Below are 24279 nucleotides of genomic sequence, written 5' to 3' on the forward strand. Positions count from 1 at the left end.
AGACCCGATCCAAGCGGCAGCTGAAAACGGACTTTCTTCTCAACCGTGACTTATCAGGCAGGTTACCCCCATGCAGTTCAGCGAATTATTGGCAGCGATTTCCACCCATGCGATCCGTCTGCAACGGGAAGAAGGCGACCTGGTCATCCTGGGTGACGACGATGCGCTGGACGATGCGCTGTGGGATCAACTGATCGTCCACAAGCCACGCCTGCTGGAACTGGTCGCCGAACATGGCGGTGACTGGCTGAGCCCGGCCTACCGCATCACGCCGGCCATGCTGCCGCTGGTCAGCCTCGACCAGGCGGCCATCGACCGTATCGTCGCCGCCATCCCGGGTGGCGCGGCGAATGTGCAGGACATTTACCCGCTGGCTCCGCTGCAGGAGGGCATGCTTTACCACCATCTGTCGGCGGAGCAGGGCGACCCCTACGTGCTGCACGCGCAGTTCGAGTTCGACAGTCGCGCACGTTTGCAGGCGTTTGCCGAAGCCTTGCAGTGGGTGATCGATCGCCACGACATCCTGCGTACTTCGATGGTCTGGGAGCGCCTGGACGAGCCGCTGCAAGTGGTGTGGCGCAAGGCGAAGTTGTCGTGCGAAGCCGTGGGCTTCGAGGCGCGCACCGATCGCATGGACCTGGGCCAGGCACCGCTGCTGCGCCTGGTGTATACCGCAGACCCAGCAGATGGGCATGTGGCGGCAACGCTGCTGTTTCACCACACCATCCTTGATCACACCGCCCTTGACGTGGTGCGCCACGAGATCCAGCTGTACCTGGCCGGCGAACAAGCCCAGGCTGGTGAGCCGGTGCCGTTTCGCAGCTATATCGCCCAGGTGCGCCATGGCGTCAGCGAGCAGGCCCACGAGGCGTTTTTCCGCGAGATGCTGGCGGATATCGACGGGCCGACTTTGCCGTTCGGCTTGCAGGACGTACAGGGCGATGGCCTGGGCATCGACGAGGCCCGCGTCCCCGTCGACAGCGCACTGAGCCGCCGCCTGCGCACCCTGGCCCGCCCGCTGGGCGTGAGTGTGGCGAGCATGATGCACCTGGCGCTGGCCCGCGTATTGGGCGTTGTCGCCGGGCGTGACGCGGTGGTGTTCGGCACCGTGATGCTCGGGCGGATGGGCGCGGGCGAGGGTGGGGAACGAGCCCTGGGCATGTTCATCAACACCTTGCCCCTGCGCGTGGATGTGGGCGAACAGGGCGTGCGGGCCGGAGTCAAGGCCACCCATGAGCGCCTCACGGCATTGCTCAACCACGAACACGCTTCCCTCGCATTGGCCCAGCGCTGCAGTGGCGTGGCGGCGCCGACGCCGTTGTTCAGCGCCATGCTCAACTACCGCCACAGCGCCGCCACGGACATGGCCGAGGTGATCGAGGTGGCCGAGGGCATCCGCGTGCTCAGCGCCGAGGAGCGCACCAACTACCCGCTGACGGTCAACGTCGACGACCTGGGTGAAGATTTCGCGCTGACGGTGATGGTCGATGCCTCCATCGGCGCCGAACGTGTCGCCACCTACCTGCACACCGCCCTGGAAAGCCTGGCCGACGCCCTTGAGCAGCGACCGGATATGCCGCTCAGCGGCCTGAACATCCTGCCCGACGCCGAACGCCACACCCTGCTGCACGGCCTCAACCACAGCCCCACCCAATACGCCGATACTGCACTGATCCACCATCAAGTCGAAGCCCACGCCGCCGCCCAGCCTGACGCCATTGCCCTGCGCTTTGACACCCAGTGCCTCAGCTACCGCCAACTCAACGAACGTGCCAACCAGGTCGCCCATCGCCTGCTGGCCCAAGGCATTCGCCCGGATGATCGCGTGGCGATCTGCGTGGAGCGCGGCCCGGAGATGATCATCGGCCTGCTGGGCATCCTCAAGGCCGGCGCCGGCTACGTGCCGATCGACCCGGCCTACCCGCAGGAGCGCATCGCCTACACCCTGGCCGACAGCGTACCCTTGGCGGTGCTGGTGCAGGCCAATACGTGCCATCGGGTCGGCGACCTGCCGCAGATCGACCTCAATGGCTTGCGCGGCGAATCCATCGTCAACCCACGCGTCGACCTCAGCCCGGCCCACCTGGCCTACGTGATCTACACCTCCGGCTCCACCGGCCAGCCCAAGGGCGTGATGATCGAACACCGTCAGGTCGCGCGCTTGTTCACCGCCACCGAGCACTGGTTCGGCTTCAACCGCAACGACGTCTGGGCCTTGTTCCATTCCTTTGCCTTCGACTTCTCGGTATGGGAAATCTGGGGCGCGCTGATGCACGGCGGCCAGTTGCTGATCGTGCCGCAACTGGTCAGCCGCTCGCCGGACGAGTGCTACGCGCTGCTCTGCGAAGCCGGCGTGAGCATCCTCAACCAGACGCCCAGCGCCTTCCGCCAATTGATCGCTGCGCAAGGCCAGAACCCCCGGTCACATTCCCTGCGCCAGGTGATCTTCGGCGGCGAGGCGCTGGAACCGGGCGTGCTGAAGCCGTGGTACGCCCGGGCGATCAACGCCGGCACGCAATTGGTGAACATGTACGGCATCACCGAAACCACCGTGCACGTGACCTATCGCGCCCTGGAAGCCGCGGATGCGCAGTTGGTCGGCGTCAGCCCGATTGGCGTGCGCATTCCCGACTTGCAGTTGTATGTGCTCGATGCACGCCGCGAGCCGTTGCCGCTGGGTGTCGTCGGCGAGTTGTACGTGGGCGGCGCCGGTGTGGCGCGGGGTTACCTCAACCGTGAGGCGCTGACCGCCGAGCGCTTCCTGGTCGACCCGGCCAGCGGCCAGCGCCTGTACAAGACCGGCGACCTTGGCCGCCTGCTGGCCGACGGCAGCGTCGAATACCTGGGTCGCAACGATGACCAGGTGAAGATCCGTGGCTTCCGTATCGAACTGGGCGAGATCGAAGCGCACCTGGCCAGCGCCGAGGGCGTGCTTGACGCGGTAGTCATCGCCCGTGAAGACCAACCGGGTGACAAGCGCCTGGTGGCCTACGTGATTGCCGACGGCGAATTGCGTGCCGCCTACCTGCGCGACCACCTGTTGCAAAGCCTGGCCGACTACATGGTGCCCAGTGCCTTTGTGCTGCTGGATAAGTTCCCGCTCACCACCAACGGCAAGCTCGACCGCAAGGCCCTGCCGGCGCCGGATGCCGATGCCCTGGCGCGCCGCGGTTACCAGGCGCCCCAAGGCGCGGTGGAAACAGCCATCGCGGCGATCTGGCAAGACCTGCTCATGCTTGACCGGGTGGGGCGCGACGACAACTTCTTCGAACTCGGCGGCCACTCCCTGTTGGCAGTCAAGCTGATCGAGCGCATGCGCCAGGTCGATCTCAGCGCCGATGTGCGCGTGCTGTTCGGCCAACCGACGCTGGCGGCGCTGGCCGCTGCGGTGGGTGGGCAGCAGGAGGTGCAGGTGCCGGCCAACCGGATCACCGCCGCCACCCAGCACATCACCCCGGACATGCTGCCCCTGGTGGAGTTGGACCAGGCCGCCCTCGACCACGTCATCCTGAGCGTGCCCGGCGGCGTCAGCAATGTGCAGGACATCTACGGCCTGGCGCCGTTGCAGGCCGGCATCCTGTATCACCACCTGGCAACCACCGAGGGCGATCCCTACGTGTTGCAGGTGCAGTTCAGCTTCGACGACCAGACGGCGGTGGACGCATTTGTCCAGGCACTGCACAGCGTGATCGAGCGCAATGACATCCTGCGCACCGCGATCCTCTGGGAAGGCCTCGACGAGCCGGTGCAGGTGGTGTTGCGCCAGGCAGCGCTGGCCGTGGAGCGCATCGACGAACCGCTGGCGCAGTTGCAGCAACGCTTCGACCCGCGTCACTTCCGACTGGACTTGAGCCGTGCGTCGCTGATGCGGTTTGTCTACGCCGAAGAGCAGGGCCGCTTTGTCGGCATCCTGCTGTTGCACCATATCCTGCTCGACCACACCGCCTTGCAGGTGCTGGTGGAAGAAATGAGCGCCAGCCTGGCCGGCAACAGCGCGCAACTGCCCGCCGCCGTGCAGTACCGCAACTACGTGGCCCAGGCGCGGTTGGGCGTCAGCCAGGCGCAGCACGAAGCGTTCTTCAGCGAGATGCTCGGTGATATCGACGAGCCGACCCTGGCCTTCGGCCTGCAGGACGTAAATGGCGATGGCAGTGGCATCATCGAGGCCCATTTGCCGTTGGAGCCGGCACTGAGCCTGGGCCTGCGCGAACAGGCGCGACAACTGGGGGTGAGCAGCGCGAGCCTGGTACACCTGGCCTGGGCGCAGGTGCTGGGGCAGGTGTCGGGGCAGCAGTCGGTGGTATTCGGCACCGTGTTGCTGGGGCGCATGCAGGGGGGCGAAGGTGCCGACCGGGCGCTGGGCATGTTCATCAATACCTTGCCGCTGCGGGTCAACCTCGGTGCCGTGGGTGTGCAAGCCGGCGTGCGCGCCACCCATGCGCGCCTGGCGCAGTTGCTCGGGCACGAACATGCGTCGTTGTCCTTGGCCCAGCGCTGCAGTGGCGTGCCGGGTTCGCTGCCGCTGTTCAGCACCTTGCTCAACTATCGCCACAGCGCACCGGGGGAGGCGCCGGGAGACAACCCGTTCGCGGCCTCCGGCATTCAGATCCTCAGTTCCGAGGAACGCAGCAACTACCCGCTGGTGCTCAACGTCGATGACCTGGGCACAGGCTTTGCTCTGACCGTACAAGGCGTGGCGAGCCTGGATGTGCAGCGCGTGGGGGACTACATGCTCACCGCGCTGCGCCATCTGGTGACGGCGTTGCAGCAGGCGCCGACCACGCCGTTGCAGGCGGTGTCGATCCTGCCAGCCGCCGAGCGTCGCCAGGTACTGGTGGACTTCAACGCCACCGCCCGTGAGTACCCGGCGCACCTCACCGTGCATCAGCTGTTCGAAGCCCAGGCGCTGGCCCGGCCGGAAGCGGTCGCGGCAGTGCAGGGCGCATTGTCCCTGAGTTACCGCGACCTCAACCGGCGTGCCAACCGCCTGGCCCATCACTTGCTCAACCAGGGTGTGCAACCTGGCGAGAGCGTGGCGATTGCGCTGCCGCGCTCGCTCGACCTGCTGATCTGTCAGCTGGCGATCCTCAAGTGCGGCGCGGTGTATGTGCCACTGGACATCAACGCGCCGGTCGAACGCCAGGCGTTCATCGTGCAGGACAGCGGCGCGCACCGAGTGCTGACGACCCTGGCCGACCTGAGCCTGGACGCGCTGTCGCCGCGCAACCCTGAGTTGCCGCAGTCTGCCGAAAGCGTCGCCTACATCCTCTACACCTCCGGCTCCACCGGTGCACCGAAAGGCGTGCAAGTGCCGCACCGCGCTATCTCGCGCCTGGTGCTGAATAACGGTTATGCCGATTTCAATGCCCGCGACCGCGTGGCCTTCGCCTCCAACCCCGCATTCGACGCCAGCACCCTCGACGTATGGGCGCCCCTGCTCAATGGCGGCTGCGTGGTGGTGGTCGAGCACGCGGTGCTGTTGTCCCAGGCGGCGTTCGCCGCGTTGTTGCACGAGCAATCCGTCAGCGTGCTGTGGATGACCGCCGGGCTGTTCCACCAGTACGCCGACGCACTGCTGCCGGTGTTCCCGCAGTTGCGCTACCTGATCGTCGGTGGCGATGTCCTCGACCCACAGGTGATCGGCCGGGTGCTCAGGCACGGCAAGCCCCAGCACCTGCTCAATGGCTACGGGCCTACCGAAGCCACCACGTTTTCCACCACCCATGAAATCACCCGGGTCGGCGAGGGCGGCATCCCCATCGGACGGCCGATCGCCAATGCCCAGGCCTACGTGCTGGACCCACGCCAGCAACCGCTGCCGTTGGGTGTGGTCGGCGAGCTGTACATCGGTGGTGCGGGCGTGGCCACGGGGTATTTGAACCAACCGCAGCTCACCGCCGAGAAATTTATCCCGAACCCCTTCGGCGAGGGCCTGCTGTACCGCACCGGTGACCTGGCCTGCTGGCAGGCCGACGGCACGTTGTTGTACCAGGGGCGTAATGACCTGCAGGTGAAGATCCGTGGTTTCCGCATCGAACCCGGCGAAATCGAAACCTGCCTGGCCAGTTACCCCGGCGTGAAGGACGTGGTGGTGCTGGCCCGTGAAGAACAGCCCGGCGACAAACGCCTGGTCGCTTACTACACCGCCACTGCGGCGCTGGAGATCGAAGCCCTGCGCGCGCACCTGCAAGGCCGGTTGCCGGACTACATGGTGCCCTCGGCCTATGTGTGGCTGGAGCTGTTGCCGCTGACCGCGAATGGCAAGCTCGACCGCAAGGGCCTGCCGGTGCCGGACCAGAGTGCGCTGCTCAGCCGTGGTTTCGAGGCGCCGGAAGGCGAAGTCGAGACCCAGCTGGCGCAGATCTGGCAGGACGTGCTCAAGCTGGAGCGGGTTGGCCGTCATGATCATTTCTTCGAACTGGGCGGGCATTCGCTGCTGGCGGTCAGCCTGATCGAACGCATGCGCCAGGTCGGTCTGAGCTGCGACGTGCGCGTGTTGTTCAGCCAGCCAAGCCTGGCGGCGCTGGCGGCTGCCGTGGGCAGTGGCCGGGAAATCGTGGTGCCGGCCAATGGCATTCCACAGGGGTGTACCCGGATCACGCCGTCGATGCTGACGCTGGTGCAACTCGACCCCGCAGCCATCGAACGTATCGTCGCGAACGTGCCCGGCGGAGCGGCGAATGTGCAGGACATCTACCCGCTGGCGCCGTTGCAGGAAGGCATTCTCTACCACCACATCAGCGCCGAGCAGGGCGACCCGTACGTGCTGCAATCGCGCATGGCCTTCGACAGCCTCGAACGTTTGCACGGCTTCATGCAGGCCCTGCAACAGGTGGTGGCCCGTCACGACATCCTGCGTACCGGGGTGGTCTGGGAAGGCCTGGACAGCCCGGTGCAAGTGGTGTGGCGCAAGGCGCAGCTGAGCGTGCAAGCGGTCGAGCTGGACCCGGCCGAAGGCGCCATCATCGAGCAGTTGCACGCACGCTTCGATGCCCGTCACTACCGCCTGGACATCACCCAGGCACCGTTGCTGCGCATGGTCTACGCCCACGATCCGGCGCATAACCGGGTGGCGGCGATCCTGCTGTTCCATCACCTGGCGCTCGATCACACCGCCATGGAGGTGGTGGGCCAGGAAATGCGCGCGTTCATGTTCAACCAGGCCCAGGACTTGCCCGAGGCGGCGCCATTTCGCAACTACGTGGCCCAGGCGCGTCTGGGTGTCAGCGTCGAGGAACACGAGGCGTTCTTCCGCGACATGCTCGCCGATGTGGATGAACCGACCTTGCCGTTCGGCGTGCAGGACGTGCAAGGCGATGGGCGCGATATCGAGGAAGCCGAACAGGCCGTGGATGCCGCGCTGGCCCAACGGGTACGCGAGCAGGCGCGGCAACTGGGCGTCAGCGCCGCGAGCCTGATGCACCTGGCCTGGGCGCAGGTGCTGGGGCTGGTGTGCGGGCGTGACGACGTGGTGTTCGGCACCGTGTTGATGGGGCGCATGCAGGCTGGTGACGGCGCGGACCGCGCGCTGGGCATGTTCATCAACACCTTGCCCCTGCGCGTGGACGTGGCAGCCACTGCCGCCGCTGCGGTCAAGGCCACCCACGGGCGCTTGAGTGCCTTGCTCGGCCATGAACACGCGTCCCTGGCGCTGGCCCAGCGTTGCAGCGGCGTGGCAGGTGCGTCGCCGCTGTTCAGCGCCTTGCTCAACTACCGTCACAGCAGCCCCGGTGAAATGGCCCGCGACGGCCACGGCATCTGGGAAGGCGTGCAACTGCTCGGCGGCGAAGAGCGCAGCAACTACCCGCTGACCCTGAGCGTGGATGACCTGGGCGAAGGCTTTGGCCTCACGGTACTGGCGCTGCCGCAGATCGGCGCCCAGCGCTTGTGCGCCTATATGCATAACGCCGTAGAACAATTGGTGGCCTGCCTGGAAAACGCGCCGACGACCGCGCTCAACCAACTGCCGATCCTGCCGGCGGCGGAGCGCGAAACCCTGCTGCGCGATTTCAACGCCACGGCCGAGGAGTTCCCGCAGGGGCACACCGTCCACGGTGCCTTCGAGGTGCAGGCCGAACGCCAACCCCAGGCTATCGCGGTGATGCAAGACGGTGAGGCGTTGACCTACGAACAGCTCAACCGGCGCGCCAACCAACTGGCCCATCATCTGTTGGCACTTGGTGTACAGCCCGACGACCGCGTCGCGCTGTGCTGCCGTCGCGGCCCGCAGATGCTGGTGGGTTTGCTGGGTATCCTCAAGGCCGGTGCCGGCTACGTGCCGATTGACCCGGCGTATCCCGCCGAGCGCATCGCCTATTTGCTCCAGGACAGCGCGCCGGTGGCGGTGCTGGCCGAAGCCACTACCCGCGACCTGTTGGGCAGCATCGCCACGGTGGACCTGCACGACCCATGTCTGCAGCAGCATGCCGTCAGCAATCCGCAGCTCAGCCTCCTGACCCCTGCGCACCTGGCCTACGTGATCTACACCTCCGGCTCCACTGGCCAGCCCAAGGGCGTGATGGTGGAACACCGCAGCGTGGAAAACCTGGTGCACTGGCACTGCGAAGCCTTTGGCCTGGATGCGACAAGCCACACCAGCAGCGTCGCCGGTTTCGGTTTTGATGCCATGGCCTGGGAGGTATGGCCGGCGCTGTGCGTGGGCGCGACCTTGCACCTGCCGCCGGCCGATCTGGGCAATGAAAACATCGACGAACTGCTGGCCTGGTGGCTGGCGCAACCGCTGGACGTCAGCTTCCTGCCGACGCCGGTGGCCGAGTACGCGTTCAGCCAGCAGCTGCAACACCCGACCCTGCGCATCCTGCTGATCGGTGGTGATCGCCTGCGCCAGTTCACCCAGGAACGACGCTTCGCGGTGATCAACAACTACGGCCCCACCGAAGCCACGGTGGTCGCCACCTCCGGCCGTGTACGCGCCGGGCAGGTGTTGCATATCGGGAGGCCCGTCGCCAACGGCCGTGTCTACCTGCTGGACGCGCACTTGCGTGCGGTGCCGGTGGGCGTGGCGGGCGAGTTGTACGTGGGCGGCAGCGGCGTGGCACGCGGTTACCTGAACCGCCCGGACCTGACCGCCGAACGCTTCCTGCAAGACCCGTTCAACGCCGGGCGCATGTACCGCACCGGCGACCTGGCGCGCTGGTTGCCCGATGGCAATATCGAATACCTGGGGCGCAATGATGACCAGGTCAAAGTGCGCGGCGTGCGGGTTGAGCTGGGGGAGATCGAAAACTGCCTGGCGGCCGTGGAAGGCATCGGCGAAGCGGTGGTGCTGGTGCGTGAAGGCCGCCTGATCGCCTGGTTCACCGCACAGCAACCGCTGGCTATCGAGACCCTGCGTGCCGACCTGCAAGCCCAGTTGCCCGAGGCCCTGGTGCCGGTCGCCTATGTGCAGGTGCAGGCACTGCCCCTGACCGCCAACGGCAAGCTGGACCGCAAGGCCCTGCCGGAGCCGGATCAAGCGGCGCTGCTGACCCGCGAATACGCAGCCCCCCAAGGCGAGGTCGAAACCACCCTGGCGCGCCTCTGGTCCGAGGTGCTGCAGGTTGAACAGGTGGGGCGCCATGACCACTTCTTTGAACTGGGCGGCCATTCGTTGCTGGCCGTCAGCCTGATCGAACGTATGCGCCAGGTCGGCCTGAGTGCCGATGTGCGCGTGCTGTTCAGCCAGCCGACCCTGGCTGCCCTGGCCGCCGCCGTGGGCAGTGGTCGCGAAGTGCAGGTGCCGGCCAATCGCATTGCTGCCGATTGCCGGCGCATCACCCCGGACCTGCTGACATTGGTGCAACTCGACCAGGCGACGATTGATCATGTGGTCGCCCAGGTACCCGGTGGCACCGCCAACGTGCAGGACATCTACCCGCTGGCGCCGTTGCAGGAAGGCATTCTCTACCACCACATCACGGCCGGGCAGGGCGACCCCTACCTGCTGCAATCGCACCTGGCGTTCGACAACCTCGACCGGCTGAATGCGTTCGCCCAGGCGTTGCAGCAGGTGATCGAGCGTCACGATATCCTGCGCACCGCCGTGGTCTGGGAGGGCCTGGCGCAACCGCTGCAAGTGGTGTGGCGCAAGGCCGAGTTGGCGGTGCAGGCCGATGTGCTCGAACACCTATACCAGCGCTTCGACCCACGTCAGTACCGTGTGCCGATGAACCAGGCCCCGCTGGTACGCCTGGTGTATGCGCCGGACCCGGCGCATCAACGGGTGGTCGCGATCCTGTTGTTCCACCATATTGCCCTCGACCACACGGCGCTCGACGGCGTACGCCACGAGATGCAGGCCAGCCTGCTCGGGCAGCCGCAGCCGAGCGGTGCGCCCACGCCGTACCGCAACTACGTGGCCCAGGCCCGCCTGGGCGTCAGCGAAGCGGAGCATGAGCAGTTCTTCCGCGGGATGCTCGGCGATATCAGCGAGCCGACGTTGCCGTTTGGCTTGCAGGATGTACGCGGCGACGGCAACGCCATTGAAGAGCTGCAACTGAACCTGGACCCGTCGCTCAACCAGCGCCTGCGCACCCAGGCCCGCTTGCAGGGGGTGAGTGCCGCGAGCCTGTTCCACCTGGCCTGGGCGCGGGTACTGGCCAGCACGTCCGGCCAGGAGCACGTGGTGTTCGGCACCGTGCTGCTGGGCCGCATGCAAGGCGGCCAAGGCAGTGACCGTGCCCTGGGCATGTTCATCAACACCTTGCCGTTGCGCGTGGACATCGATGGGCGCGGCGTACGCGCTGCGGTCAAGCAGACCCATGCACAACTGACCGCGCTGCTCGGCCATGAACACGCGTCCCTGGCCCTGGCCCAGCGTTGCAGCGGGGTTGCCGCGCCGCAGCCGTTGTTCAGCGCGATGCTCAACTACCGCCACAGCGACAGCCGCCAGGCGCCGGTGTCCCAGGCCTGGGAAGGCATCCAGACCCTGGCCAGCGAGGAGCGCACCAACTACCCGTTGACGTTGAACGTGGACGATCAGGGCGACGGTTTCCGCCTCACCGCGATGACCGCGAAGTCGATTGGCGCGCAACGCATCTGCGGTTACCTGCAGGTGACGTTGCAGGGTCTGGTCGACGCGCTGGAGCAGGCACCGCAGTGGGCGGTCAACCGCCTGCCGGTGCTGGAGGCACAGGAGCGTCAGCAACTGCTGGCCGGTTTCAATGCCACCGAAGTGGCCTACGACCTGGACCAGACCCTGCACGGCCTGTTCGAAGCGCAGGTGACGCGGACGCCGGACGCCATCGCCGTCAAGGCCGATGACCGCGTATTGACCTATGCCGAGCTGAATGCACGGGCCAATCAACTGGCCCACCACCTGCTGGAATTGGGTGTGCAGCCGGATTCTCGGGTGGCGATCTGCGTGGAGCGCGGCCTGGACATGGTCATCGGCCTGTACGCGATCCTCAAGGCCGGCGCCGCCTATGTGCCGCTGGATCCGGCGTATCCGCTGGAGCGCATCGCCTACATGCTTGAAGACAGCGCGCCGGTGGCGGTGCTGGCCCAGGGCGCGACGCGGGCATTGCTGGGGGACGTGCCGGTGGTCGATCTGGACCAGCCGACCTGGCAGCATCAACCTACCGAAAACCCCCAAGTGGCGGCCATCAGCGCCTACGTGATCTACACCTCCGGCTCCACCGGCCAGCCCAAGGGCGTGATCAACGACCACCCTGGCGTGGTCAACCGCCTGCTGTGGATGCAGGACGCCTATGGCCTCAAGGCCCATGACCGGGTGCTGCAAAAGACCCCGTTCAGCTTCGACGTGTCGGTGTGGGAGTTCTTCTGGCCGATGTTTACCGGCGCCTGCCTGGTGATGGCGCGCCCGGGCGGTCACAAAGACCCGGCCTATCTGTGCGAAGTCATCGCGAAAGAACAGATCACCACGCTGCACTTTGTGCCGTCGATGCTCGACGTGTTCCTGGCCCATGGCGATGTGAGCCAGGCCGCCGGACTGGTCCGCGTGATGTGCAGCGGCGAAGCCTTGCCCGGCAGCCTGGTGCGGCGCTTCAAGCAGCAGTTGCCGGACATCGGCCTGTACAACCTGTACGGCCCGACCGAAGCAGCGGTGGACGTGACCGCATGGAACTGCGCACGGCCGGACGTCCCGGACAACACACCGATTGGCAAACCCATCGCCAATACCCGCCTGTACGTGCTCGATGCACAGATGCAGCCCGTGCCATTGGGCGTGGTCGGCGAGTTGTACATCGGCGGCGTGCAAGTGGCGCGCGGCTACCTGAACCGGCCGGAACTGACCGCCGAACGCTTCCTCAAGGACCCGTTCACCGATGGCCGCCTCTATCGCACCGGGGACCTGGGGCGTTACCTGGCCGACGGCAATATCGAATACCTCGGGCGCAACGATGACCAGGTCAAGCTCCGTGGCCTGCGTATCGAACTCGGCGAAATCCAGGCGCGCCTGCTGGAACACCCGCAGGTTAGCGAAGCCGCGGTGGTGGCCCGCGAAGAGCGGCTCGTCGCCTACTACACCGGCGCTCGCTCAGCCGACCTGCGCGAGCATCTTTTGCAGCACCTGCCGGAGTTCATGGTGCCTGCGCTGTTCGTGCACCTGGACGCGTTGCCGTTAAGCCCCAACGGTAAGCTGGATCGCAAGGCGCTGCCGGCGCCGGACACCGATGCCTTGAGCCTGCGCGACTACGAAGCCCCGGTGGGCGACACCGAAATCCTTCTGGCGCAACTCTGGGCCGAGTTGCTCAACGTGGAGCGGGTAGGGCGCCAGGACAATTTCTTTGAGCTGGGCGGGCACTCGCTGCTCGCCGTGAGCTTGATCGGGCGCTTGCGCCAGGAAGGCATGGAAGCCGATGTGCGAGGGTTGTTCGAACAGCCGACCCTGGCCGGCTACGCCGCAATGACTGAACGAATGGAGATCGTCCTGTGAGCATTCTCGAACTGCTGGCGACGCTGAAAACCAAGGATGTGCAACTCGCGCTCAAGGGCGAGCAATTGTCAGTGCAAGGCAACAAGCAAGCGCTGAGCGACCCGTTGATCCTCGCCGCCCTGCGCGAACACAAACCGGCGCTGATCGAGCTGATCAAGGCCGGTGACTACTCGGCGGCCAACGAGGTGCCGGCCAATGGCATCCCGGCTGGCGCCGCACACATCACACCGGCGATGTTGACCCTGTCCGAGCTGAGCCAGGACGAGATCGACCGGATCGTCACCACCGTCGACGGCGGGGTGGCGAATATCCAGGACATCTACCCATTGGCGCCGCTGCAGGAAGGCATTCTGTTCCACCACGTCAGCACCGAGCAGGGCGACCCCTATGTGATGCAGTCGCAGTTCGCCTTCGACGGCATCGAGCGTTTCGAGGCGTTTGCCCAGGCCCTGCAAGGGGTGATGGACCGGCATGACATCCTGCGTACCGGCGTGATCTGGGACGGCTTGCAGCAACCCTCGCAAGTGGTGTGGCGCACGGCAACGCTGCCGGTGCAGGCGCTGGAACTGGACCCGGCCGACGGCGATATCGCCGCCCAGTTGCATGCACGTTTCGACGCCCGCCATTACCGCCTCGACGTGACCCAGGCGCCCATGCTGCGTCTGGCCTGGGCCAACGACCCGGCACAGCAGCGCATCGTCGCCATGCTGCTGTTCCATCACATGGCCCTGGACCACAGTGCGCTGGAAGTGGTGCGCCATGAAATGCAGGCGCTGCTGCAAGGCCACGCCGGGCAACTGGGGCACGCCGTGCCGTTTCGCAGCTACGTGGCGCAGGCGCGCCTGGGGGTCAGCGAGCAACAGCACGAAGTGTTCTTCCAGCAGATGCTCGGCGATGTGCTGGAGCCAACCTTGCCCTTCGGCCTGCAGGATGTGCAGGGCGATGGCCGTGGCATCAATGAACTCGACTGGCCGCTGACAGACACCCTCAACCAGCGCCTGCGCGCCCAGGCCCGCGTGCTTGGGGTCAGCGTCGCCAGTCTGTTCCACCTGGGCTGGGCGCGGGTGCTGAGTGTGCTGGCCGGCAAGTCCCAGGTGGTGTTCGGCACTGTGCTGATGGGGCGCATGCAGGGCGGGCACGCCACGGACCGTGCCTTGGGCATCTTCATCAACACCTTGCCGTTTCGCGTGGATGTGGGCGACGACGACCTGCGCAGTGCGGTCAAGGCCACCCATGCGCGCCTCACCGGCCTGTTGCGCCACGAACACGCGCCGCTGGCCCTGGCACAGCGTTGCAGCGGGGTGCTGGCGCCGACACCGTTGTTCAGCGCGCTGCTCAATTATCGCCACAGCGGCACCGGCACCAGCAGCGAAGCGGTGGCGGCGTGGCAGGGCATCGAGACCTTGCGTTCGGATGAACGTACCAACTACCCGCTGACCTTGAGCGTCGATGACCTCGGCGAAGGGTTTGTCCTGCGGCTGTTGGCGACCACCCAGGTCGACCCGCAGCGCGTCTGCGCCTACCTGCAAACCGCCCTCGACCATCTGGTGACGGCGCTGGGAGAGGCGCCGCATACCGCGCTGAATCAGGTGGCAGTGGTTCCCGCCGACGAGCAGCGTCTGCTGTTGGAGCACTTCAATGCCACCCAGGCGGATTTCCCCCAAGGCGACACGCTGCACGCGCGCATCGAAGCCCAGGCGGTGCTCAGCCCCGACGCCATTGCCGCCGTGCATCAGGGCCGCCAGCTCACCTATGCCGAACTCAACCAGCAAGCCAACCTGCTGGCCCATCACCTGCTGGCGCTGGGGGTCAAGCCCGACGACCGCGTCGCCATCGTCGCCCGTCGCGGCCTGGACACCCTGGCCGGCCTGCTGGCGATTCTCAAGGCCGGCGCCTGCTATGTGCCGGTGGACCCGTCCCACCCGGCCGAGCGCCTCAACTACCTGCTCAGCGACAGCGCGCCGGTGGCGGTGTTGACCCAGCACGCCTTGCTGGCGCGCCTGCCGGCCCTGGAAGTGCCGGTGATCAACCTCGACCGCTACACCTGGCAGCACCATTCGGCGAGCAACCCCAAGGTGGCGGTCACGCCGTCCAACCTGGCCTATGTGATCTACACCTCCGGTTCCACCGGGCTGCCCAAGGGCGTGATGGTCGAGCACCATACCGTGGTCAACCTGGTGGACTGGCATTGCCGCGCCTTTGACCTGTGCGCCGGGCGCCACACTGCCAGCGTCGCCGGGTTCGGCTTTGACGCGATGGCCTGGGAAGTCTGGCCGGCGCTGTGCGTGGGCGCGACCCTGCACCTGCCACCGGCCCATGACGGCGCCGAGGATGTCGACGCACTGCTGGCCTGGTGGTGTGCGCAGCCGTTGGACGTGTGCTTCCTGCCCACGCCGGTGGCCGAGTACGCGTTCAGCCAGCAGCTCGAACACCCGACGCTGCGCACGCTGCTGATCGGTGGTGATCGCCTGCGCCAGTTCGGTCGCTCCCAACGTTTCGACCTGATCAACAACTATGGGCCTACCGAAGCCACAGTGGTCGCCACCTCCGGCAAGGTCGAAGCCGGCCAGCCGTTGCACATCGGCAAACCCATGGCCAACGCCACCGTGTACCTGTTGGATGAGCAACAGCAGCCAGTGCCGCTGGGCGTAGCGGGGGAGTTGTACGTGGGCGGAAAAGGCGTGGCGCGCGGTTACCTGAACCGCCCGGAGCTGACTGCCGAGCGTTTCCTGCACGACCCGTTCAACCCCGGGCGCATGTACCGCACCGGCGACCTCGCACGCTGGCTGCCGGACGGCAACATCGAGTACCTGGGGCGCAATGACGACCAGGTGAAGATCCGTGGCATGCGCATTGAACTGGGCGAAATCGAAGCCCAACTCAACCAGTTGGCGGCTATCCAGGAAGCCGTGGTGCTGGTGCGTGACGAGCGGCTGGTGGCGTATTTCACCGAACACCGCCAACTCGACCCGTTGGCCGTCGGCGATATCCGCGCCCATCTGGTGGCGCACCTGCCGGACTACATGGTGCCGGTCGCCTACGTGAAGCTGGACGCGTTGCCCCTGACCGCCAATGGCAAGCTCGACCACAAGGCCTTGCCGGCGCCGGACATGGCCGCAGTGTTTACCCGCGAGTACGTGGCGCCGGAAGGCGAGATCGAAAACGTACTGGCGCAGATCTGGGCCGATGTGCTGCAGGTGCAGCGCGTGGGGCGTCGTGATCACTTCTTCGAATTGGGCGGGCATTCGTTGCTGGCGATGCGCATGGTCTCGCAGGTCCGTCAGCGCCTGGGTGTGGAGTTGCTGCTGGGCGACTTGTTTGCCAATGCCGAGTTGGCAGCCGTGGCCGAGGTACTGGCCCAGTCGGGCCGCAGCACCTTGCCGGCTATCCTTGCGGCCAATCGCGATGAGCCCACGCCGCTGTCCTTCGCCCAGCAACGCCTGTGGTTCCTGGCGCTGATGGAAGGCGCCAACACTGCCTACAACATTCCCATTGGCCTACGCCTGCGTGGGCAGTTGCATGTGCAAGCGCTGCAACGCGCGCTGGCACGCATCGTCGCGCGCCACGAAACCTTGCGCAGTCGCTTTGCCCAGCACGGCGACGAGGCCCAGGTGATGATCGTGCCCGCCGAAGACGTGCTGCCCCTGCAAGTACAGGACCTGCGCCGCCACCCGCAGCCGCAGCAGGCGCTGGACGCGCTGATCCATGGCGAGGCCTCGGCGCCGTTCGACCTGGAGCGCGGCCCGCTGCTGCGCGGGCGCCTGGTGGTGATGGCCGGCGATCACCATGTGCTGTTGCTGACCCTGCACCATATCGTGTCCGATGGCTGGTCCATGGGCGTACTCACCCGTGAACTGATGGCGCTGTACCAGGCCTTCAGCCACGGCCAGCCCGACCCCTTGCCGGCGTTGCCGATCCAGTACGGCGACTTCGCGGTATGGCAGCGCCTGTGGCTCAGCGGCGAAGTGCTGCAGCGCCAGAGCTCCTTTTGGCAACAGACCCTGGCCGGTGCGCCGGCCTTGCTCACGCTGCCCACCGACCGCCCGCGCCCGGCGCAGCAGGACTACGCCGGCAGCACCGTCGCGGTGCGCCTGGACGAACGCCTCACCGCCGGGCTCAAGGCCTTGAGCCAACGCCACGGCACCACGCTGTACATGACCTTGATGAGCGCCTGGGCCTCACTGCTGGCGCGGCTCTCCGGGCAGCACGATGTGGTGATCGGCTCACCCGTGGCCAACCGCACGCGCAGTGAAGTGGAAGGGCTGATCGGCCTTTTCGTCAACACCCTGGCGGTGCGTATCGACACCTCCGGCGAGCTGAGCACCGAAGCGCTATTGGCGCGGGTCAAGGCCCAGGCGCTGGAAGCCCAGGCCCATCAGGACCTGCCGTTCGAACAAGTGGTGGAGATCACCCGGCCACCGCGCAGCCTGGCCCACAGCCCGTTGTTCCAGACCCTGCTGACCTGGCAGGACAGCAGCGCACCGACCCTGGCCCTGGGCGACCTGGCCTTGGAAGGCATTGTCGAGGACAGCCACTTTGCCAAGTTCGACCTGTCCCTGGACTTGTCGGAAGTGCAGGGCACCATCATCGGTGCGCTGGAATACGCGGTGGCGCTGTTTGACGCATCGACGGTGCAGCGTTACGTCGGCTACTTCACCCGCGTGTTGCAGGCCATGGTGGACAACGACCAGGCGGTGCTGGAGCAGGTGCCGCTGGTCGATGAGCGCGAGCGCCAGCACCTGCTGTTTGATTTCAACGCCACCGAAGTGGCTTACAACCTCGAACAGACCTTGCATGGCCTGTTCGAAGCGCAGGTGGCACGGACGCCGGATGCCATTGCCGTCAAGGCCGATGACCGTGTGTTGACCTATGCCGAGCTGAATACACGGGCCAATCAACTGGCCCACCACCTGCTGGAATTGGGCGTGCAGCCGGATTCACGGGTGGCGATCTGCGTGGAGCGCGGCCTGGACATGGTCATCGGCCTGTACGCGATCCTCAAGGCCGGCGCCGCCTATGTGCCGCTGGACCCGGCGTATCCGCTGGAGCGCATTGCCTACATGCTCGACGACAGCGCGCCGGTGGCGGTGCTGGCCCAGGGCGCGACACGGTCACTGTTGGGGGATGTACCGGTGGTCGATCTGGACCAGCCGACTTGGCAGCAGCAACCCGTCGACAACCCGCAAGTGCCCGGCGTCAGTGCCTACGTGATCTACACCTCTGGCTCCACCGGCCAGCCCAAGGGCGTGATCAACGACCACCCCGGCGTGGTCAACCGCCTGCTGTGGATGCAGGATGCCTATGGCCTGCAAACCCATGACCGGGTGCTGCAAAAGACCCCGTTCAGTTTCGACGTGTCGGTGTGGGAATTCTTCTGGCCACTGTTCACCGGCGCCTGCCTGGTGATGGCGCGCCCGGGCGGTCACAAAGACCCGGCCTATCTGTGCGAGGTGATTGCCGCCGAACAGATCAGCACGCTGCACTTCGTGCCGTCGATGCTGGATGTGTTCCTGGCCCATGGCGATGTGAGCCAGGCAGGCGGGCTGGTGCGCGTGATGTGCAGCGGCGAAGCCCTGCCCGGTAGCCTGGTACGGCGCTTCAAGCAGCAATTGCCAGGTAGCCAATTGCATAACCTGTACGGCCCGACCGAAGCCGCTGTCGATGTGACCGCCTGGAACTGCGCCGGGCCGGTGACGCCGGACAACACGCCGATCGGCAAACCGATCGCCAATACCCGTATCTACGTGCTCGACGCACAGATGCAGCCCGTGCCATTGGGCGTGGTCGGCGAGTTGTTTATCGGCGGCGTGCAGGTGGCGCGCGGCTACCTGAACCGGCCGGAACTGACCGCCGAACGCTTCCTCAAAGACCCGTTCACCGATGGTCGCCTGTACCGCACCGGCGACGTAGGCCGCTACCTGGCGGACGGGACGATCGAGTACCTGGGGCGCAACGACGACCAAGTGAAAATCCGTGGCCTGCGCATCGAGCTGGGGGAAATCCAGGCGCGCCTCACCGACTACCCGCAGATCAAAGAAGCCGCGGTGATCGCCCGTGACAATCGCCTGATTGCCTATTACACCGGGGCGTTCAGCGAGATCGATGCCTTGCGCACGCACCTGTTGCAGCACCTGCCGGAATTCATGGTGCCGGCGATTTTCGTACACCTGGATACCTTGCCCCTGAGCCCCAACGGCAAGCTTGACCGCAAGGCGCTGCCTGCGCCGGGCCTGGAGTCGGTGGTGGTGCGCGAGTACGAAGCGCCCCAGGGCGACACGGAAATCGCCCTGGCCAGCCTGTGGGCCGAGTTGCTCAACGTGGAGCGCGTGGGCCGTCACGACAACTTCTTCGAGCTGGGTGGCCACTCGTTGCTCGCCGTGAGCCTGATGGGGCGCATGCGTCGCCTCGGATTGTCGGCGGATGTGAAGGTATTGTTCGGCCAGCCGACCTTGTCGGCGTTAGCCGCTGCGTTGGGCGGCGGGCGTGAAGTGGCGGTGCCGGTCAATGGCATTGCTGCCGATTGCACCGCGATCACCCCGGGCATGTTGCCGTTGATCCAGCTGGACCAGCCGGCCATCGAGCGTATCGTCGCCTGCATCCCGGGCGGCGCGGCGAATGTGCAGGACATCTACCCGCTGGCGCCGTTGCAGGCCGGCATGCTCTATCAGCATCGCGCCGTACAGGGCGGCGACGACTATGTGTTGCGGGCGCAGTTTGCGTTCGACAGCGCCCAGCGCCTGGAGGCGTTCGTCCTGGCCTTGCAGGCGGTGATCCAGCGTCACGACAGCCTGCGTTCATCGTTCCATTGGGACGGCCTGGAAGAACCGGTGCAGGTGGTGTGGCGCGAGGCCGCTCTACAGGTCGAACGTGGGCCGATGCCGGAGCGGCTCGAGTTGTCCCAGGCGCCGCTGATGCGCCTGGTGGTGAGTGAAGACAGTGCCACCTTGCTGTTCCACCACCTGGTGATGGACCACATCGCCCTGGAGATTTTGCAGCACGAAATGCAGGCGTTTCTCTCGGGCACCCAACACACCCTGGGCGCGCCGGTGCCGTATCGCAACTATGTGGCCCAGACCCGCTTGGGGGTGGACGATCACGAGGCGTTCTTCCGCGAGATGCTGGGCGAGATCGACGAGCCGACCCGCCTGGAAAACCTCGGCGGCAATGAGCAGGTTCACTGCGCCCTTTACCTGGCGTTGAGCCAACGCCTGCGCACCCAGGCCCGACAATCCGGGGTGAGCGCCGCCAGCCTGATGCACCTGGCCTGGGCGCACGTGCTGGGCAAGGTCTCGGGTCGTGAGCAGGTGGTGTTCGGCAGCGTGATGCTCGGTCGCCTGCAAGGCGGCGAAGGGGCCGAGCGGGCCATGGGGGTGTTCATCAACACCTTGCCGCTGCGGGTCGACCTGGGTCGGCACAGCGTGCGCGACGCGTTGCGTGCCACCCACGTACGCCTCACTCAACTGCTCAGCCACGAGCAGGCGCCGTTGGCCTTGGCCCAGCGCTGCAGCGGCGTGCCGGTGACGACTCCGCTGTTCGATACGCTGTTCAACTATCGCCACAGTGCGCCGCAGGTGGCGAGCGAGGCCTGGCAGGGCATCCATTTGCTCAAGGCCGAGGAGCACAGCAACTACGGTCTGTCGGTGAGCGTGGATGATCTGGGCGCGGGTTTCTCCTTGAAAGTCGTGGGGCAGGGCGCCCGTCGCGTGTGCGACTACCTGCGCATCGCCGTGGAGCAGGTGGTGCAGGCGTTGGAACAGGGCGGTACGACGGCCATCGGCCACTTGCCGATCCTGCCTGCCGCCGAACGCCAGCAATTGCTCGACCTGAACGCCACTACCCGCGCATTCCCGCGTGAGCATACGGTGCAACGTTTGTTCGAAGCCCAGGCCCATGCACGGCCGACTGCGCTGGCGGCGCTGCAGGGCGAGCAATCACTCAGTTATGGCGAGCTGAACAGCCGCGCCAATCGGCTGGCCCATCATCTGCTGGGCCTTGGGGTACGCCCCGGCGATCACGTGGCGATCCTGCTGCCGCGCTCGCTAAACCTGCTGGTCAGCCAGCTGGCCGTGCTCAAGTGCGCTGCCGCCTATGTGCCGCTGGACATCAACGCTCCATCCGAGCGCCAGGCGTTCATGGTGCAGGACAGCGGCGCGGCCTGGTTGTTGACCGGCAGCGACGTTGCCGTCGAATACGCCGTGCAGCGCCTGGACCTGGACACCCTGGCCCTCGACCCGCAGCCGAGCCACAACCCGGATCTGTCGCAGTCCTCGGACAGCGTGGCGTACATCATGTACACCTCCGGCTCCACCGGCACGCCCAAAGGCGTATTGGTGCCCCATCGTGGCATCACACGGCTGGTGCTGAATAACGGCTATGCCGACTTCAATGCCAGTGACCGCGTCGCCTTCGCCTCCAACCCGGCGTTCGACGCCAGCACCATGGACGTGTGGGGGCCGTTGCTGAACGGTGGCCAGGTGCAGGTGATCGACCACGCCACCTTGCTCGACCCGGCCGCCTTCGGCGTGGCCTTGGCGGACGCGACGGTGCTGTTTGTCACCACCGCGTTGTTCAACCAGTACGTGCAGTTGATCCCCCAGGCCCTGGCGGGCCTGCGCATCCTGCTGTGCGGCGGCGAGCGGGCCGACCCGGCGGCGTTCCGCAGCCTGTTGGCGCAGGCACCGGCATTGCGCCTGGTGCATTGCTACGGGCCGACCGAAACCACCACCTACGCCACCACCTACGAAGTGCGGTCGCTGGCCGAGACGGCCGACAGCGTGCCCATCGGCCTACCGATCGCCAACACGCAGGTGCATGTGCTGGACGCGCAGTTGCAGCCGGTGCCCGTGGGCGTGACCGGTGAAATCTGCATCGGCGGCGACGGGGTGGCCAAGGGGTATCTGAACCGTGCTGAATTGACCGCCGAAAAGTTTGTGCAGGACCCGTTTATCCCAGGCGCCTTGATGTACCGCACCGGCGACCTTGGCCGCTGGACGGCGCAGGGCTTGCTGGAGTGCATCGGGCGCAATGACGACCAGGTGAAGATCCGTGGTTTCCGTATCGAATTGGGTGAGATCGAAGCGCGCCTGTCCGGTTTCGCCGGTATCCAGGAAGTGGTGGTGCTGGCCCGTGAAGACGCACCGGGCGACAAGCGCCTGGTGGCGTATTTCACCTGGGCCGATGAGCCCCTCGGCATCGACAGCGTGCGGGCCTTCCTGCAAGGCCAGTTGCCGGACTACATGCTGCCGTCAGCCTTCGTGCCGCTGGAGCACCTGCCGTTGACCGCCAACGGCAAGGTCGACCGCAAAGCCTTGCCGGTGCCCGCGCTGGAAGCCTTGCACCGCCGCGAGTTTGAAGCGCCGGTGGATGCACTGGAGCAGACCCTGGCAACGCTGTGGGCCGAGGTGCTGAAGTTGGAGCAGGTCGGGCGTCATGACAGCTTCTTCGAATTGGGTGGGCATTCCCTGCTGGCGATCCGGTTGGTCACCCTGGTGGAAGACGCCGGGTTGCACCTGTCCCTGGCCGAGCTGTTCCAACACGCCAGCGTGGCCTCTGTCGCTGCGCTGTTACGTCAGCGTACCGCCGCGCCGGTGCGCGACACGTCGGTGATCACGGTACGTGGCAGTGGTGCGCAGACGCCGTTGTTCCTGGTGCACGAGTTCAGTGGCATGGACGTGTACTTCCCGGCGCTGGGCCAGCACCTGCCGGGTGACTACCCGATCTACGGCCTGCCGGGCGTGGCCCTGGGCGAACCGCACCTGAACACCATGGAAGGCCTGGCGGCGCGGTTGGTCGGCTTGATTCGCGGCCTTCAACCCCATGGACCTTATCGGCTGGCCGGCTGGTCGTTTGGCGGCGTGCTGGCCTATGAAGTGGCGATGCAACTGCTGGGGCTGGATGAGGCCGTGGAGTTCCTCGGCCTGATCGACAGCTACGTGCCGCGTATGACCGACCAGGGCAAGGCGCGCTGGAGCGGGCCGGACGCGCTCAAGCGGCATTTGCTGTTGCAGTGCACGGCGTATTGGAAAGCACAGGGAGGTGTGGATGAACTGGCGAGCCTTGAACACTTGGAGGCAGACGTTGGACAGCTGGACTTTGCGCGGCTGCTGCAACGTTGTCGCGATGAAGGTGTGCTGCACGCGCAAATGGCGGCGGCGACGGACGCGGACCTCTTGAACTATATCCAGCGCGAAGTCGGCCACGGCCATGCGTTGGCGCACTACAGCCTGTTCCCGTTGCCGGTTCCGGTGTACCTGTTCAGCGCGGGTGAGCGCCCGACCGAGTTGTCGCGGCGCAGTGAGTCGCTGGGGTGGCATGAGGTATTGGCGCCAGGCCAGTTGCGCCAGGTACAGGTGCCGGGGGATCACCAGAGCATGATGCAAACGCCGCATATCCAGGCACTGGGGCGAGCGATGAGCGAGGTGCTGGCGGCCTGTTTGCCGCAGGCCCAGGCGCCGCATCAGCCGTTGTTGCGCATTCAGAGTGGCCGGGCGGGGTATGCACCTGTGTTCTGCGTGCCGGGGGCAGGGGACAGCGTCACCGGGTTCGTCGGCTTGGGCGAGGCACTGGGGCGTGACTGGCCTTTGTTTGGCTTGCAGCCGCGTGGGCTGGACGGTGAGGCGGTGCCCCATAGCCAGGTAGAAGCGGCGGCGGCTTGTTACTTGATGGCCTTGGAGCAGGAATGTCCGCACGGGCCGGTGCATCTGGTGGGGCATTCGTTTGGCGGCTGGGTTGCGCTGGAGATGGCGTTGCGCTTGCAGGCCGCCGGGCGCGAAGTGGCGTCGTTGACGGTGATCGACAGTGAGGCGCCTGGAGGGCCTGGGAAGGTTTACACCACGACGGCGGCGTTGCTGCGCTTGATCGAGGCGATGCAGTTGTCGGCCGGCAGGTCGCTGGGGATTGATCCGGGGGATTTTGCCGCGAGTGATGAGGGGGCGCAGCGGCGGCGGTTACACGCCGGCATGGTCGGTGTCGGGTTGTTGCCGGGGCGTTCTGCGGTGGATGCGATGGACGGGCCGGCGCGCACTTATGCGGCGGCGTTGCGTACAGAGTATCGGCCGGGTGCGCGGTTCAAGGGCGTGGTGCGGTTGGTGTTGGCGGAGGATCCGGCGCTGGATGCGGCGGGGAATCAGCGGGAGCAGGGGATGATGGTTGAGGGGTGGCGGCGCCAGGGGAGTGGGTTGCAGGTTTGGTATGGCGGGGGGAATCACTTTACGTTGCTCAAGGCGCCCAATGTGGTTGGGTTGGCGCGTTGGTGGGTGGATGGGGTGGTGGTTGGGGAGGTGGTTTCTTGAGTGGATTGTCGGTGTACATATCCGTCGCGTCGGTAACGGCTAGCCCGGCGGCCTCAGGGCCGACCGGTATTGTGTTTGTCGTTCGCGGCT

The 24279-nt window shown here is 66.2% G+C and carries 2 protein-coding genes; both read left to right on the forward strand.

What is annotated here, in order from left to right; genetic code table 11:
• Positions 1–70 precede the first annotated feature (70 nt).
• A complete protein-coding gene (locus tag ACZ445_RS12035) occupies positions 71–12898 on the forward strand; it encodes an amino acid adenylation domain-containing protein (protein WP_464708363.1) in 12828 nt (4275 codons plus the stop codon).
• On the forward strand, positions 12895–24189 hold the full coding sequence (locus ACZ445_RS12040) for a non-ribosomal peptide synthetase (protein ID WP_058427274.1): 11295 nt from the start codon (positions 12895–12897) through the stop codon (positions 24187–24189). The genes ACZ445_RS12035 and ACZ445_RS12040 overlap by 4 nt, the downstream gene beginning before the upstream one ends.
• The last annotated feature ends 90 nt before the right edge of the window (positions 24190–24279 follow it).

This window comes from Pseudomonas allii (assembly GCF_055380095.1).

Bases quoted from the DNA above. Each gene is read 5' to 3' on its own strand.
- ACZ445_RS12035 (WP_464708363.1), top strand. From the start codon at position 71: ATGCAGTTCAGCGAATTATTGGCAGCGATTTCCACCCATGCGATCCGT.